General features: G+C 57.9%; 14 protein-coding genes. 4 read left to right on the top strand and 10 right to left on the bottom strand.

All coding sequences use genetic code 11. The features are described 5' to 3' along the window. Positions 1-17: 17 nt before the first annotated feature. Together fdhD and ACNKU7_RS09815 are read left to right on the top strand one after the other, a co-directional pair. Positions 18-854 carry a formate dehydrogenase accessory sulfurtransferase FdhD gene (fdhD, locus tag ACNKU7_RS09820; RefSeq protein WP_418296792.1) on the top strand — a complete coding sequence of 279 codons (837 nt, stop codon included), beginning with the start codon at positions 18-20 and terminating at the stop codon, positions 852-854. A gap of 11 nt (positions 855-865) precedes the next feature. After that, positions 866-3,187 (top strand): FdhF/YdeP family oxidoreductase, encoded by a 2,322-nt coding sequence (locus tag ACNKU7_RS09815; RefSeq protein ID WP_418296791.1) that lies wholly within the window; start codon positions 866-868, stop codon positions 3,185-3,187. 32 nt (positions 3,188-3,219) lie between these two features. Here the strand turns inward: ACNKU7_RS09815 and ACNKU7_RS09810 are convergent, their stop codons facing one another. Next, a complete protein-coding gene (locus ACNKU7_RS09810; protein WP_418296790.1) occupies positions 3,220-4,611 on the bottom strand; it encodes a sensor histidine kinase in 1,392 nt (463 codons plus the stop codon). Next, positions 4,608-5,276, bottom strand: coding sequence for a response regulator (locus tag ACNKU7_RS09805; RefSeq protein WP_418296789.1), 669 nt, complete (start codon positions 5,274-5,276; stop codon positions 4,608-4,610). The genes ACNKU7_RS09810 and ACNKU7_RS09805 overlap by 4 nt, the downstream gene beginning before the upstream one ends. Positions 5,277-5,504: 228 nt before the next feature. On the opposite strand from ACNKU7_RS09805, the gene ACNKU7_RS09800 reads away from it, so the two are divergent. Further along, the gene (locus ACNKU7_RS09800; RefSeq protein ID WP_418296788.1) at positions 5,505-7,058 is read left to right on the top strand and encodes a SulP family inorganic anion transporter; all 1,554 of its coding nucleotides are present in this window, start codon (positions 5,505-5,507) and stop codon (positions 7,056-7,058) included. Positions 7,059-7,101: 43 nt separating this feature from the next. On the opposite strand, the gene ACNKU7_RS09795 is transcribed toward ACNKU7_RS09800, so the two are convergent. The 7 genes from ACNKU7_RS09795 to ACNKU7_RS09765 form a co-directional block, all read right to left on the bottom strand. After that, positions 7,102-7,584, bottom strand: coding sequence for a DUF7931 domain-containing protein (locus ACNKU7_RS09795; protein ID WP_418296787.1), 483 nt, complete (start codon positions 7,582-7,584; stop codon positions 7,102-7,104). Between the two features lies 1 nt (position 7,585). Continuing rightward, complete coding sequence (locus ACNKU7_RS09790) at positions 7,586-8,026, bottom strand: GNAT family N-acetyltransferase (protein WP_418296786.1); 441 nt, start codon at positions 8,024-8,026, stop codon at positions 7,586-7,588. 2 nt (positions 8,027-8,028) lie between these two features. Then, positions 8,029-9,213, bottom strand: coding sequence for a JmjC domain-containing protein (locus tag ACNKU7_RS09785; protein ID WP_418296785.1), 1,185 nt, complete (start codon positions 9,211-9,213; stop codon positions 8,029-8,031). Positions 9,214-9,234: 21 nt separating this feature from the next. Further along, complete coding sequence (gene purB, locus ACNKU7_RS09780; protein ID WP_418296880.1) at positions 9,235-10,608, bottom strand: adenylosuccinate lyase; 1,374 nt, start codon at positions 10,606-10,608, stop codon at positions 9,235-9,237. A gap of 70 nt (positions 10,609-10,678) precedes the next feature. Continuing rightward, on the bottom strand, positions 10,679-11,314 hold the full coding sequence (gene hflD, locus ACNKU7_RS09775) for a high frequency lysogenization protein HflD (RefSeq protein ID WP_418296784.1): 636 nt from the start codon (positions 11,312-11,314) through the stop codon (positions 10,679-10,681). Continuing rightward, entirely contained in the window at positions 11,311-12,438 is a 1,128-nt protein-coding gene (gene mnmA / locus ACNKU7_RS09770) for a tRNA 2-thiouridine(34) synthase MnmA (protein ID WP_418296879.1), read from the bottom strand. The genes hflD and mnmA overlap by 4 nt, the downstream gene beginning before the upstream one ends. 230 nt (positions 12,439-12,668) lie before the next feature. After that, complete coding sequence (locus tag ACNKU7_RS09765; protein WP_418296783.1) at positions 12,669-13,316, bottom strand: pseudouridine synthase; 648 nt, start codon at positions 13,314-13,316, stop codon at positions 12,669-12,671. 196 nt (positions 13,317-13,512) lie between these two features. On the opposite strand from ACNKU7_RS09765, the gene icd reads away from it, so the two are divergent. Beyond that, positions 13,513-14,763, top strand: a complete 1,251-nt coding sequence (icd, locus tag ACNKU7_RS09760) for an NADP-dependent isocitrate dehydrogenase (RefSeq protein ID WP_418296782.1) — start codon at positions 13,513-13,515, stop codon at positions 14,761-14,763. Positions 14,764-15,036: 273 nt separating this feature from the next. On the opposite strand, the gene cspD is transcribed toward icd, so the two are convergent. Beyond that, a complete protein-coding gene (gene cspD / locus ACNKU7_RS09755; RefSeq protein WP_418296781.1) occupies positions 15,037-15,327 on the bottom strand; it encodes a cold shock domain-containing protein CspD in 291 nt (96 codons plus the stop codon). Positions 15,328-15,484: the final 157 nt, after the last annotated feature.

The following is a 15,484-nucleotide window of genomic DNA, read 5'->3' as shown; positions in this document are numbered from 1 at the left end:
GGAAGTAGTGGGGTTCTGTGACTTCGATCGCACACAGCACGATGCCATTCACGTGCTACGAGGACGCGTTGGCGTCGGACGTTGAACCTAAAAATCAGGGCGTCCAGGCGCTCGCTGAAGAGCGTGCCGTGGCGCTCAGTTTCAACGGTGTGAATTATGCGGTGATGATGGCGACGCCGGAGTATCTCGAGGACTTTGCCACCGGTTTCAGTCTCAGCACCGGTATTGTCCAGTACGCAGGGCAGATTCTTGATATCGAAATTGCAGCGGGAGACCAGGACAGCATTCTGGTTGATGTCACTCTCAGTCAGCGCGCACTGCACCAACTCAAACAGTCACAGCGCAGCCTGGCGGGAACCAGTGGATGTGGGCTCTGTGGTGTTGCGGCCCTCGAGCAGGCACTGGCACCGCTGGCAACCAGTGAAAGTGTTGCCGCATCAGCCCTGCCACCAGTGAATCAGCTGAACGATTTGCGCGGCCGCTTCCAGCAAGCGCAACAGCACCGGCAGCGCAGGGGGGCCATGCACGCGGCCCTGTTTGTGGATGCGCGGGGTGTCACGGTGTTCTGTCGTGAAGACATCGGTCGCCACAATGCGCTGGACAAATTGTTGGGCGCCTGCGCACGGGATGGCTTGGATTTGGCCGAGGGATTTGTTGCCCTGACCAGTCGCTGCAGCCTGGAACTGGTGCAGAAAGCCGTGCGCCTGAAGGTGGGTACACTGGTGAGCCTGTCATCCCCATCGGACATCAGCGTCCGCTGGGCGCAGAAATATAACCTGAACCTGCTGCACCAGCCCGCCAACGGGCCCACCCGGGTATACAGCCCGCTACCCTTACTGAACCCCTCTGAATAACGAGATATGCCATGAAGACCCCGGTAGACCGTTTTCGCTTCCGCCCTTACCAAAAGCCTGCCGCAGGCTGGGGAGCATTGCGCAGCGTTGCGCATGCGTGGCTGGACAGCCGGCAACCCTTCAAGAATTTGCGCGCCATGCTGCAGACCAATCAGCACGGTGGGTTTGACTGCCCGGGCTGCGCCTGGGGTGAGGCTCCGAAAGAGGGACGTATCCGGTTTTGTGAGAATGGCGCCAAAGCGGTGAACTGGGAGGCCAGCGGGCGCGGTGTGGATGCGGATTTTTTTGCCAGGCACAGCATCGCCGAGTTGCTGGCGCAAGATGATTACTGGCTTGAATACCAGGGGCGCCTCACTGAACCCATGTACTTCGATGGCAACGGCGATCACTACCAGCCGATTTCCTGGGAACGGGCATTTGAGATTATCGCCAGCCACCTGAACGCACTGGACTCGCCGGATCGGGCTGCTTTCTATACCTCGGGCCGCGCCAGCAACGAGGCGGCCTTTCTGTATCAGCTTTTTGCCCGGGCCTATGGCACTAACAATCTGCCCGATTGCTCGAATATGTGCCACGAAGCGAGCGGCGTTGCGTTAAAAGCCAGCATTGGCACCGGTAAGGGCACGGTGACCTATACCGACTTCGCCGATGCCGAAGCGATATTTGTGATCGGTCAAAACCCGGGCACCAACCACCCGCGCATGCTCGAGCCGCTGAGTGAGGCGGTGGAGCGCGGCGCGCAGGTAGTGGTATTCAACCCACTGCGCGAGCGCGGACTGGAGCGCTTCCAGGCGCCCCAGGATCCGGTGCAGATGCTCACCAATGGTGAGATGTCGCTGTCTACTGCCTTCTTTCGTCCCGCGCTGGGCGGCGACATGGCTGTGATCCGTGGCATTGCGAAATTCCTGTTCCAATGGCAACAGGAAGCGGAGCGGGATCAGGCCGAAGGACCGCTGGACCAGGCGTTTATCGATGAACACTGCACGGGGTTCGAAGCGTATCGCGCGCAGGTAGAGAGTACGCCGTGGAGCGCCATTCTGGAGCAGAGTGGGCTGGAGAAATCCGAGATAGAACGGGCAGCGCATATCTATTGCCGCAGCAAGCGCACCATCATCTGTTGGGCTATGGGCGTCACCCAGCATCGCCACTCGGTCGCCACCATTCAGGAAATCACCAATCTGCAATTGCTGCGCGGGCAAATCGGCATGCCTGGAGCAGGACTCTGCCCGGTGCGCGGCCACAGTAATGTGCAGGGCGACCGCACCATGGGAATCGACGACAAGCCACCGTCTGCACTGCTGGACTCGCTCGAGCGCCGCTTCGCTTTTGACTGCCCGAGGGAAGACGGGGTCAACGTGGTTCAGTCCATCGGTGCGATGCTGGAAGGCAGGATCAAAGTCTTTATTGCGCTCGGCGGAAATTTTGCACAGGCGACACCGGACAGCGCACGTACTCATGAGGCGCTGCGCAACTGTGCGCTTACGGTGCAGATCAGTACCAAGCTGAATCGCAGCCACCTTGTCACCGGTCGCGAAGCGCTCATCCTGCCATGCCTCGGCCGCACCGACATCGACCGGCAGGCCCGAGGACCTCAGGCAGTCACGGTGGAAGATTCATTCAGCATGGTACATGCCTCGTACGGGCAGTTAACGCCGCTTTCGGCAGAAATGCGTTCGGAGCCCGCCATCATCGCCGGTATGGCGCAGGCTGTACTGGGTAAGGAGCCCGTGGACTGGTTGTGGCTGATCGAGGACTACGCCCGTATTCGGGATCTTATCGCTGATGTGATTCCCGGGTTTGATGATTTCAATCTGCGGTTGTCCACGCCCGGCGGCTTCTATCTGCAAAACTCTGCAGGGCAGCGCCAGTGGAATACAGGAACGGGAAAAGCGAATTTCATCTCTGAGCCGTTACCCGAGAGCCTGATCAGCACGGGAGTACGCAAGAAAGGCCGCAAGCACGACCTGGTTCTGCAAACCCTTCGTTCCCATGACCAATACAATACGACGGTTTACAGCCTCAACGACCGCTACCGCGGTGTCAAAGGGGAGCGCCACGTGGTATTTGCCAGTCAGGAGGATATTCATCGGCTGGGTTTTGAAGATCGGCAGCGAGTGGACATCGTCTCACTATGGGACGATGACCGCGAGCGGCGGGTTTCCGGTTTTACGCTGATTGCATTCGATATACCCGCCGGCCAGGCGGCGGCGTACTACCCGGAAACAAACCCACTGGTACCACTGGAAAGCTACGGCATTGGCAGCTATACGCCCACATCCAAGTTCATCGCAATCCGCCTCGAACCGAGTACGGCACCACAGCGAATTATTTAGGCGGCCTGAGGGCGCAATCGGAGATCGATGTGTTACGCGCTTTCCATCGGCGGGAAGCGTGTAACAAAACAGGCTCCAGTGGTATCCGGGGCTGCTTCCAGGCTGACTTCTGCACTGTGCGCGATAGCGATTTCACGCACGATCGCGAGTCCCAGCCCACAACCCTCGCCGACATTCCTGGAGCGGAAAAAGCGCTCGAAAATCTGAGGCCAGTGCTCCCGGGGAATCCCCGCACCATTATCTTTGACAGTTAATACGATTTCCCCAGTGACATTGTCCGTGGCCAATAACACCCACACCGAACCACCGCGGTCTATGTAAAGAATCGCGTTTTCCACCAGGTTCCACACCAGTTCGCGCAGCAATGTGTACTCGCCCAGTACCCGGAAGTCGGCGCCGTCCAATTGTGAAACGACATGTACCTCGCGCTCCTGTGCGAGATACTTGAGACCAGAGGTTACTTCCTGCACGACGCTGTTCAGCGCGACGACTTCATTTCTCAGGCCGCGACCGGACGCGGCTTCCGCCCGAGCCAGCTTCAGCAGCTGGTTGTTGACGTGTGACATGGCATCGGTGGTTTGACAGATACGCTCGAGCGCTGCATGCACGGATGTTATGTCGTTGTCGCGCAGGGCCAGCTGCGCCTGCAGTTTTATCCCTGCCAATGGCGTCTTCAGTTGGTGGGATATGTTGCCAATAAATTGCTCGCGCAAGGTAAACGCTGTATCCAGCCGCCGTAACAGCCGGTTGGTGTTGTCCACCAGTGTATGCACTTCGTGAGGCGCCGGCGGCGTTTCGATGGTGGTCAAATCCCGCGGAGAGCGATTCGCAAGTTCCTGGCTGAGTTTGCGAAGAGGGCGGATACCCTTCGAGAGGGCGATAGCGATCAGCAACAGCGCTACTGCAAATAAAATAATCTTGGAAACGATCACTTCAGCCATCAGCGTGCGGGCCAGCGGCGACCGTTTGTTGAGTGTCTCGGCAACGCTGACAATCGCGGTGCTATCCGGTGAATCCGGGTTTGCGAGCACGGTGACGCTCCGCGCCCACTCACCATTCAGCTCGACGTTACGGAACATCGGGCCTTGCTTGAGTGTGGCTATGTCGGCGGCCACCCAGGGCTCCGCTTGCCCTCCAAGAACCTGACCGTCGGGTGTTGCAACGCGGAAGTACACCTGATCCAGTTCATCCCATTCAAACACTTCGATCGCAGCTTTGTCCGCATAAAACCGCAGGCGGCCGCCATCGCGCCGCACTTCCTGAGCCAGTGAGTATGCGGAGTCCAGCAGCCAGCGATCGAACACCTGATTCGTGACATGCAGGCCGATCGCGTAGGAAACCAGCGTCTCGATCAGGAACAGGAAGAACAGCGATATGCCGACCAGCAGCAGTAGCTGTGTGCGCAAGCCGTAGCGTGTTCTCACGCCTGTACCTCAAGCTGGTAGCCGGCACCGCGCAGGGTGCGAATCGCCACACCAGAACCACTAAGGCGGCGGCGCAGCCGATGGATATAGACCTCGACGGCATTATCCCCAAGTTCATCACCGGGCTTGATCAGCCGCTGCGCCAGGCGTGCTTTCGTCATCACCCGCGGTGAAGACAGTGCCAGAGCCTCGAGGATTTCATACTCGCGCGCGGTCAACTCCAGGCGCTGCCCCTGAAGCGTCGCAGTGCGATGAAAAGGACTCACGGTCAGTTCGCCAACGCAGACTTCGTCTGACGACAGGTCGTAACTGCGACGCAACAATGCGCGGACCCGCGCCTCGAGTTCTCGCAAGTCAAAGGGCTTCTCCAGGTAGTCGTCGGCCCCCAGATCCAGTGCCTGGACCTGCTGGTCGATACCGTCCCGCGCAGTCAGAACCAACACCGGGATACGGTGCTTGCGCGCGCGCAGTCGGCGCAGTACGTCGAGGCCATCAATGTCGGGAAGGCCCAAATCCAGGATCATCAGATCCATTTCCTGAGCCAGCAGCAGACCGTCGGCATGCTCGCCCTGCGCGGTATGTACGACCGAGTATTCAGCCTGACGCAATGCCTGTTGCAGACCCTGGGCAAGCAGTGGGTCATCTTCCACCAAAAGTATGTTCATGACGCTCCAAAAACGTTTTGCCTATACGTTGAATGCGCAAAGATTACACGATGAAGCCGTTATATACCTGACTATTTGGACATTCACGTTTACCGATGCATGAAAGGTTACTGAAAGTTGACCTGTGTAATCTCGCCGGCTTCATGTGAGCCCCTTGGATTTGGGCCCGCATCTGCTGTCATTGGTTGACCGCTGCCTGGTGCGGTGGTTATGCAGGAGTAAGCCGTAATGAATTTAAAGGATCTGAAGAAAGATTTGCCCGCGAGTGTGGTGGTCTTTTTTGTTGCGTTACCACTATGTCTTGGGGTTGCGCTGGCCTCAGGCGCACCGCTTTTCTCCGGATTGATTGCCGGTATCGTCGGTGGTGTTGTTGTCGGTGCGATCAGTCGTTCACCGCTTGGGGTTTCCGGGCCTGCAGCCGGCCTGGCCGTCATCGTGCTTGCCGCAATTGAAAGCCTCGGTGCATTTGAGACTTTCCTGCTCGCCGTTTTTCTTGGCGGTTTGATGCAGGTGCTGCTAGGGGTAATGCGGGCAGGTATTCTCGGCTATTTCTTTCCGTCTTCAGTGATCAACGGCATGCTTACCGGTATTGGTCTGATCATTATCCTGAAGCAGATTCCCTACGCATTTGGTGTGGGTGGCGTCGAGCTGGCGGGTGACAGCCTGACCGCGACCCTGTCGGCATTTTTTGCCAACATTCACCGCGGTGTGCTGGTGATCACCCTGATTTCGGTGGCCCTGCTCATTGTCTGGGAGACCCCAATCATCAAAAACAATCCGGTAGCCAGCCGAATTCCCGGACCGGTACTGGCAGTTGCGTCGGCGGTTGCGTTGCATCTGATGTTCATCCCATTTGACCTGTTGCGTTTGTCTGAAGCCCAGTTGGTCAGCGTGCCGGTGGCGTCCGGTCTGGGAGAGTTTTTTGGCCAGTTTACGCTGCCCGATTTCTCTCAGCTGAACAACCCCGCGGTCTGGACCGTGGCGGTGACCATTGCAGTTGTTGCCAGCCTGGAAACTCTGCTCAGCGTTGAAGCGATCGACAAGATGGATCCGCTCAAGCGCACTACGCCAACGAATCGTGAATTGGTCGCGCAGGGTGTGGGCAACTCACTCTCTGGCTTTATCGGTGGTTTGCCGGTAACCCAGGTCATCGTGCGGAGTTCTGTGAATCTGCAGACCGGTGCACGCTCCAAGGCGTCCACCATCATTCACGGCCTGTTGCTGCTCGTGTGCGTGGCGACACTGCCTACCTGGCTGAACACGATTCCTCTGGGTGTGCTGGCTGCCGTGCTTATTCTTACGGGCTATAAACTGGCCAAGCCCGCACTGTTCAAGAAAATGTGGGACAACGGTGCGGGGCAGTTCGTGCCGTTCATGATTACTGTGCTGGGCGTGGTGTTCACCGACCTGTTGACCGGGGTGGGCCTGGGAATGGCTGCGGCGATTTTTGCCCTGCTGCGCCGTAACTACCTGAATTCGCACTTCCTGCACAAAAAAGAAGACACTGAGCAGGACAACCGCCCACGCATCAGCCTGCAGCTTGCGGAAGAGGTTACCTTCCTTAACAAGGGTGCCATCCGTAAGGAGCTGAGCGAAGTACCCAACAATGCGCATGTCATCATCGACAAGCAAAACTGTGTGTACATCAACCACGATGTTGCGGAAATCATTACTGACTTCGTGGCCACTGCCGGTACGCGTGGAATAGACGTCGACATCATTGAGCGCAGTGAGATTTCGGTGAAACGCGCGGAGAAGCAGCGCCTGAGAATAGCGGCCTGATCGGTTGCCAGAGCGGGGCGCAAGCCCCGTTACTGCAGGAGAATTAAAGCTGCAGTTGCCGCAAATTGGGGTCTTCCACAGCTTGCGCCCAGCGCTGTGAAAAGGCCTCATTCAATTTACGTGCTCGCTGGCGGCTTTCCAGCTCGTAGGTACCTCGCCACAGATCCGGATCCGCTACGAACAGCACCTGCTGATCATCGCCGACTACATATTCGTGTACTTCAGGCCCATGCTCATCCTGCAGGCAGCGCAGCTGGATATGGCTGCCGAGTCGCTGGATCAGTGGCAGCAAGCGATGTGGACGGCGGTACATGGCGGTCGTGTCTGAAACGAGAATTTCGACCCGGCTGTAGCGGCTGCGCCTGGCGAAGTCGGAGAGGGCCTGCACAGTGAGCGCCTCACTGTATATCGCGTGGGTCAGGCATAGCGATGAGATTCGTACCTGCCGCTTGCAGCTTTCAAGCAGTTGAAGCAGCGCCGTCGCACCGCCTTCATGGCCAGTGAAGCTTTGTGCACCGGTGCTCATGTCACGCACTTTCGGCTGGTTCCTGCAACTGCCTTGTCATGCGCACGTGGGGAATGCCGGCTTCCATGAATGTCTCTCCCTCGGCGACAAAACCCGCTTTCGCATAGAAGGGCTCTGCGTGGCGCTGGGCGTTCAGGTAGACCGACTGTTGTCCCTCTACACAAGCGAAATGGCAGATAAACTGGAGCAGCTGCAAACCTGCACCAAGCCCCCGCGCATCGGCAAGCACGGCCATCCGGCCGATTTTTCCGTCGCCGGTGATGCGACCGGTACCCACCGGCTTGTCATTGTGAAACACCAGGAAGTGCTGCGCACTGGTCTCGTGCTCGTCCCACTCCAAATCTGCGGGCACTTGCTGTTCTTCTATGAAAACCTGCTGTCGGATCATGCGAATGGCGGCGTGATCCGCCTGCCAGTCGGCCAGGCGCACAAACAGACTCATGGTTATTCCTCTTCGTCGTCCTCATCGTCCCAGGCGTCCAGATCCTCGGGATTGATCAGGCTGCCCTGTGACACCAGTTGGTCCAGCAGACCATTATGTGCCATGAGCTCCTGGTAGGGATCCACATCGGCACTGGTCAGTTCACGAGTGTCGCAGAAAGCTTGTGCAAAACGTAGAGGGGCAGGGAAGGACTCCCCGTCGATAAACAGGGTTTCCGGATCGCGACAGAAGGCGCAGCGCGAACCGGGATTGAGAATCAGGGATCCGCCATCGGCAAGAATGTCGCGCCAGTTCTGGGCACTGCCTGCATCGAGGGCGACGGTATCCGGGTATTTGGCTTCCGTCATGATTGCGCCAAACCACTGGGCGATATTCTGGGGCTGCTGTAACCACTCCGCCAATTGCCGCTGCACTCTTGCCACAGTGACAGGGTCAATCTCGGAAGGGTTTTCCGGCCGTGTCAGATCCGGGTCTGTGTAGCGGAGGTGATCGGGCAGGCCCATCGCCAGTTCGGACGCCAGGTCTTCCAGCAGGGTGCGCGCCGACGGCGCGCGAAAGCCGATCGAAATTGTGGTGCAACCACCTTCGGCAATGCCCCAGTGGCTGAACTGTGGAGGCAGGTAAAGCATGTCACCCGGCTCCAGCACCCAGCTGTTCTCCGGCTCGAAGTGCTGCAAAATATTCAGTTTGGTGCCTTCTACCCGCGGACTGCTGGCATCGGCCTTGGCGCCCTGGTGCCAGCGGCGCTTTCCCTCAGCCTGCAGCAGGAAGACATCGTAAAAATCGTAATGCGGGCCGACCGAGCCCTGATCAGCGGCATAACTGATCATGATGTCGTCGAGCCGCCAATCCGGGATAAACCGGAACTTGTCTTTCAGTTTCGCCACCTCGGGCACCCACTGATCCACAGCTTGCACCAGCAGTGTCCAATGGCTCTTTGGCAGCGAAAAAAAATCTTCTTCGGTGAAGGGGCCCGTGCGTAACTGCCAGGGCCCCTCGATGCCGTGTTCTTCAATCAGGCGCGATTCAATGTGTTCTTCCAGCGCCATTCCCGCCAGCTCTTCCCCCGAAATCGGGGGCGTGAATTGCGGAAAGGCCTGCCGGATCAGTAAGGGCTTTTTCTGCCAGTAATCCCGCAGAAATTCCTCGACGCTGATATCGCCAAGATGGGTCAGAGCTTTGGTCACGGCATCGCCTCCAGGCAATGATCAGATATTGTTTGCCTGCTGTACGGCGTTACCGATATAGCTGGCGGGCGTCATCTCGCGCAGGGCCTGCTTGGCCTCTTCCGGCATATCCAGGCCGTCGATAAACGTTGCCAGGGTTTCCTTGGTAATGCCCTGGCCGCGGGTCAGAGCCTTGAGTTTTTCGTAGGGCTCTTCGATGTTGTAACGGCGCATTACGGTCTGGATCGGTTCGGCCAGAACTTCCCACGCGTTGTTCAGGTCTTCCTCAAGTCGCGCGCGGTTGATCTCAAGCTTGCTCAGCCCCTTCAGCGTTGCCGCGTAAGCTATGACTGAGTAGCCGGCGCCTACACCCATATTGCGCAGCACGGTGGAATCGGTGAGGTCGCGCTGCCAGCGGGAAACCGGCAGTTTTGCGGCAAGGTGCTGGAACACCGCGTTTGCAATGCCCAGGTTGCCCTCGGAATTCTCGAAATCGATCGGATTGACTTTGTGCGGCATGGTGGAAGAGCCAACTTCACCGGCAACCACTTTCTGCTTGAAGTAACCGAGGGAGATATAGCCCCAGATATCACGGTCAAAATCGATCAGGATGGTATTGAAGCGGGCGATTGCGTCGAACAGCTCGGCAATGTAGTCATGCGGCTCGATCTGCGTGGTGTAGGGGTTCCAGGTCAGGCCCAGTGAAGTCACAAACTCTTCTGCGTTGGCCTGCCAGTCTACGTCGGGGTAGGCGGACAGGTGCGCGTTGTAGTTACCGACAGCGCCATTGATTTTGCCGAGCAATTCCACTTCATGGATCTGCTTTACCTGGCGGCGCAGGCGCGCAACGACGTTGGCGAGCTCCTTGCCAACGGTAGTCGGGCTCGCAGTCTGCCCGTGGGTGCGGGACAGCATGGGCACGTCGGCAAAGGTTTTCGCCAGGGTAGCAACCTCGGTGATGATCTGGTTCATCGCCGGGAGCAGCACCTGATCCCGTCCTGCACGCAGCATGAGCGCGTGGGAGAGATTGTTGATGTCCTCGGATGTGCAGGCAAAGTGAATGAATTCACTAACCGCTTCGAGCTGGTCGTTGCCTTTCACTTTTTCTTTCAGGAAGTACTCAACCGCTTTGACGTCGTGATTGGTGGTGCGCTCAATTTCCTTGATGCGCTCTGCGTCCTGAACGGAGAACTTGCTGACGATATCGTCAAGGATCTGGTTGCTGCCACCGGTAAACGGCTGCACCTCGGCAATCTTTTCGTGGCGGGCCAGCTGTTGCAGCCAGCGCACCTCAACCTCCACCCGCGCGCGGATCAGGCCGTATTCACTGAAAATGTCCCGAAGGGCTGCAGTCTTGCCTTCATAGCGGCCGTCAATGGGGGAAACCGCGGTCAATGCGGATAGTTCGACAGTCATCATATCTCTCCGATATTGAATATCAGCCGCGCAGTGCCAAGGCAGTCTGGCGGCGGAAAAACGAAATAGGTCAGTGCTCCAGGCTCTCGTACTTGGACACCAGCGCGTCCATCGCCGCAATCAGTTTCTTGCGCTGGAACAGCAGGTGCAGCCGGCGGCCGCCAAGTTGCCGCCACAGGGTGGCCGCACGTACACCGGCAAACAGCATGGTTCGGATCTGGTTCGCGATACGCTGTTGCTGGAGGTAATTGAAATCGCCGAGTACCTGAATGCGAAAACGAAAGGTACTGAGGGTGTCACTGTAAATGCTGGCCAGGTTGGCGTAGACGTTTTCGTGGCCTATGCCAAAGTGATCTGCCTGTGTCTGGGCTTTCTCCAGGCGACTGCCGATGATGGCAAGCAATTCCGGCTTTTTCGCCAGCTGTCGCTGCAGGTAAAGGATCGAAAGTACATAGCGCAGGCAATCGGTATATTCTGGGTGCTGCCTCGTGGCGATCAGCTGGCGCGCGCCACGCAGCCCCGGCAGTACTTTTTCAACGCCGCCGAACACGTCTTCGGTAGTTTCCGGGTTCTGCTGGAACAGGCTGTACACGCCGGTTTCCAGTTGTTCGGCCGGCGCAGTGCCGGTCTTGGCCAGACGCTCGACCAGAATTGCAGCTTGGAAGACACCGGCTAATGCGAGTGCCTGATCGTTCCAGTTGCTCAAGAGTTGCTCCCCGTAGCCGCATCCACCTGGCCTACACCGGTGGCTACATCGATAACTGCGCCGCCGAGGCAGATGTCGCCCTGGTAGAGGACGACTGACTGCCCCGGTGTGACGGCGCGTTGCGGCTGGTCAAATGTGATGGTCAGGTTGCCATCGGCGCTCACCTGTACCAGGCAATCCTGGTCGTCCTGGCGATAGCGGGTCTTGGCGCCGGCGCGGAATTCGGTCGCGGGCGGTGCGCCGTTGATCCAGTGTGTCTGCGAGGCCTTGAGTCCGGTCGAGTAGAGCAGGGGGTGGTGCTTGCCCTGGGCAACCAGCAGCACGTTTCGCTCAAGATCTTTGCCAACGACATACCAGGGCGCGTCGCCAGCGCCTTTTACGCCGCCAATACCCAGGCCCTGTCGCTGGCCAATTGTGTGGTACATCAGCCCAAAGTGCTCGCCCATGACCACGCCTTCCGGCGTCTGCATCTCTCCGGGTTGTGCCGGCAGGTACTGCTCAAGGAAATCCTTGAAACGGCGTTCGCCGATAAAGCAGATACCGGTACTGTCTTTCTTGGCGTGGGTGATGAAGCCGTTTTCCTCGGCGATGCGGCGCACTTCTGGCTTTTCCAGTTCGCCGAGCGGGAACAGTGAGCGCGCGAACTCGGCTTCGCCCACCGCGTGGAGGAAATAGCTCTGGTCTTTATTTGTGTCCAGCCCCTTGGCCAGATAGGTGCGACCGTCTATGTCTTTGCGGCGGGCATAGTGCCCCGTAGCAATGGCGTCAGCGCCCAGCACCTGCGCATATTCCAGAAAGACTTTGAACTTGATTTCGCGGTTACACAGGATGTCGGGGTTCGGCGTGCGGCCCGCTTTGTATTCGGACAGAAAATACTCGAAGACGTTGTCCCAGTATTCTGCAGCGAAATTGGCGGTATGCAGTTTTATTCCCAGACGTGCACAGACAGACTCCGCATCGGCCAGATCCTGTTTTGCGGTGCAGTACTCGGTGCCGTCATCTTCGTCCCAGTTCTTCATGAACAGGCCTTCGACCTGATACCCCTGTTGCATCAGGAGCAGCGCGGCGACTGAAGAGTCGACGCCGCCGGACATGCCAACGATGACACGACCGCCTGCCGGAATACCGGTACTGGCAAATTCAGAAGGGTTTGCTGGTGAATCTAAAGGCACAGAAGACTCCGCCGTAAAGGATTGAGAGCAGTTTCCACCGCGAGCGGGAAAATCGGGGGCGCATTTTACCCATGATTGCCTGCCGTGACCAACCTGCAACCACAGGGCCGGAGATCGGCAAAGCTTCTCATACAGACTAGCCCGTTGATTGCCCCTGAGTGAATGGGGCGCCTACCGCCGAATCAGCGGTCATTTCTGCGCGGCCGCGCCGCACCGGGTCGCCTGCCATCGCGCCGGCGACTACCGGCGTTCTTGCCGTGACTGGGGCGATTCCCTGTCACTGCCGGCAGGTGTACATCCAACGAGCGCGATTCGCCGGGGCGCAGCCCATCGATCGTCCACTGTCCAATTGCGTAGCGAATCAGGCGCAGCGTGGGGAATCCCGCGGCGGCGGTCATCCTTCTGACCTGCCGGTTGCGTCCCTCGGTGATCGTGAGCTCGAGCCAGGATGTCGGTATGTTTTTCCGCTCCCGAATCGGCGGGTTGCGGGGCCAGATTACCGGCTCGGGTATCGCCTTAGCCTTCGCGGGCGCGGTTATTCCGTCCTTCAGTTGCACGCCGCAACGGAGCAGGGCCATCGCTTCTTCAGTAATCGCTCCCTCTACCTGCACCCAATAGGTTTTTGGCAGCTTGTTGCGCGGGTGGGCAATGGTGTGCTGCAGCTGGCCATCGTCGGTCAGGAGCAGCAGGCCTTCTGAATCAAAATCAAGCCTTCCTGCTGCGTAAACCCCGGACTGGCTTATGTGATCTGCCAGTGTGGGGCGCCCCTCGGGATCGGTGAACTGGCAAAGCACACCATAGGGTTTGTTGAGAAGAATCAGGCGGCTCATAAAAGTTAGTGGTGCTTTAGTTGTAATCAAACTACAAAATTCGACTGATACTGATATAATCCCGCCGATTTTTAGCCAGCCCCCGGGGTAACAAGGGGTCGGCAGTTCTTACCGGCCGCCGTATCAGCCGCGCATTATGCAGGTTTTTCGGGCATCGGGCTGGTCAATTAAATATGTGTTACGGGAGTCAAACCACATGGGTCACATCCAAGTGCCGGCCAACGGCGAAAAAGTGTCAGTTAATGCAGACGGTTCTCTGAATGTACCGAATCGCCCGATTATTCCTTTCATTGAGGGTGACGGCATCGGTGTGGACATCACCCCGGTAATGCGCAAGGTGATTGACGCAGCAGTCAGCAAAGCGTACAGCGACGAGAAAGCCATCGAGTGGATGGAAATCTACTGCGGTGAGAAAGCTGCAGAAACTTACAGCGGCGACTGGTTCCCGGCTGAAACCCTGGAAGCGATCAAAGAATACGTCGTCAGCATCAAAGGCCCGCTGACCACTCCAGTAGGTGGCGGCTTCCGCTCCCTGAACGTTGCTCTGCGCCAGGAGCTGGATCTGTACGTATGTCAGCGTCCAGTGCGCTGGTTCAGCGGTGTACCTTCCCCGGTTAAAGAGCCGAACAAGGTAGACATGGTGATCTTCCGCGAGAACTCCGAAGACATCTACGCTGGCATCGAGTGGAAAGCCGGCACCGACGAAGCGAACAAGGTCATCAAGTTCCTGCAGGACGAGATGGGTGTTAAGAAAATCCGCTTCCCGGAAAACTGTGGTATCGGTGTTAAGCCGGTTTCCGAAGAAGGTACCAAGCGCCTGGTTCGCAAGGCCCTGCAGTACACCATCGATCAGGATCGCGACTCCCTGACCCTGGTGCACAAAGGCAACATCATGAAGTTCACCGAAGGTGCCTTCGCAGATTGGGGCTACGAGCTGGCTCGTGAAGAGTTCGGCGCACAGCTGATCGACGGCGGCCCCTGGTGCAGCTTCAAGAACCCGAACACCGGCAAGGAAATCGTGGTTAAGGACGTAATCGCCGACGCCATGCTGCAGCAGATCCTTCTGCGTCCGGCCGAGTACGACGTGATCGCCACCCTGAACCTGAATGGCGACTACCTGTCTGACGCGCTGGCTGCCCAGGTTGGCGGTATCGGTATCGCTCCGGGTGCAAACCTGTCCGACGAAGTTGCGCTGTTTGAAGCGACTCACGGCACTGCACCTAAGTACGCTGGTCAGGACAAGGTAAACCCGGGCTCCCTGATCCTGTCTGCAGAAATGATGCTCCGCCACCTGGGCTGGAACGAAGCTGCAGATCTGGTCATCAAGGGCATGGAAGGCGCTATCGAAGCCAAGACCGTGACTTACGACTTTGAGCGCCTGATGGAAGGTGCGGAACTGAAGTCCTGCTCCGCATTCGGCGAAGAAGTCATCAAGCACATGGCTTAATCCGACCGTCGGTTCGAAAAAAGCCCGGCCCCCGCGAGGGGGTCGGGCTTTTTTTTGTCTGAATCCATGCCGGTGTGTGCGCGCTGGCGCGAAGACACTCCCAGAGGCATTACGCAGGAAATGTTTCGGGGGCAGGATGGGGCGGCGGGGAGAGGCTTCCGCGCAATAGATCGGACAGCGCTGTCAAAGGCAGGCTAAAAACTGTTGCCAATAGGAGGGGAGAGCCCGGTGATTGCCGGGCTGCAGGTAACAGCGGTAATGGGTGCCGGACCTTTAGTCCAAAACTTCTTCCGCTTCCTTGGCACGCTCCTGGTGAGTCTGTGCCGGGGCGGCCTGCACCGGAGCTTTGGGGGCATCAGCAGTTGCCATGGTGATATTGGCGGCATGGTAGCCTTTGTCACCTTGGATAATATCGAAATTAACCTGCTGGCCCGCTTTCAGGGTGCGGTAACCCTCCATCTGAATTGCGGAGTAATGCGCAAACAGATCTTCTCCTCCCTCGTCCGCCAGAATAAATCCATATCCCTTGGCATTATTGAACCACTTAACGGTACCGGTAGGCATGGCGAAATCCCTCTAATTGCCGGGGCGACTGCTGGCCGCCTAAAAGTTGTCTTATTTATTGTTATCGCGCTTCATGCGCCTCATTTATTGGTACATCTTCACTATGTACTGCTGGTGGCGACTGCCACAAACCGCATTGGCGCGGTTACTACCTCTT

This window comes from Microbulbifer weihaiensis (genome assembly GCF_048323715.1).
Lineage (GTDB): Bacteria > Pseudomonadota > Gammaproteobacteria > Pseudomonadales > Cellvibrionaceae > Microbulbifer.
This window is presented reverse-complemented; position numbering and strand designations above follow the sequence as displayed.

Coding starts and splice junctions, on each gene's coding strand:
- ACNKU7_RS09765 (WP_418296783.1), bottom strand. CDS start 13,316: ATGAGCCGCCTGATTCTTCTCAACAAACCCTATGGTGTGCTTTGCCAG.
- ACNKU7_RS09805 (WP_418296789.1), bottom strand. CDS start 5,276: ATGAACATACTTTTGGTGGAAGATGACCCACTGCTTGCCCAGGGTCTG.
- purB (WP_418296880.1), bottom strand. CDS start 10,608: ATGACTGTCGAACTATCCGCATTGACCGCGGTTTCCCCCATTGACGGC.
- icd (WP_418296782.1), top strand. CDS start 13,513: ATGGGTCACATCCAAGTGCCGGCCAACGGCGAAAAAGTGTCAGTTAAT.
- ACNKU7_RS09795 (WP_418296787.1), bottom strand. CDS start 7,584: ATGAGCACCGGTGCACAAAGCTTCACTGGCCATGAAGGCGGTGCGACG.
- ACNKU7_RS09800 (WP_418296788.1), top strand. CDS start 5,505: ATGAATTTAAAGGATCTGAAGAAAGATTTGCCCGCGAGTGTGGTGGTC.
- ACNKU7_RS09790 (WP_418296786.1), bottom strand. CDS start 8,026: ATGAGTCTGTTTGTGCGCCTGGCCGACTGGCAGGCGGATCACGCCGCC.
- ACNKU7_RS09815 (WP_418296791.1), top strand. CDS start 866: ATGAAGACCCCGGTAGACCGTTTTCGCTTCCGCCCTTACCAAAAGCCT.
- cspD (WP_418296781.1), bottom strand. CDS start 15,327: ATGCCTACCGGTACCGTTAAGTGGTTCAATAATGCCAAGGGATATGGA.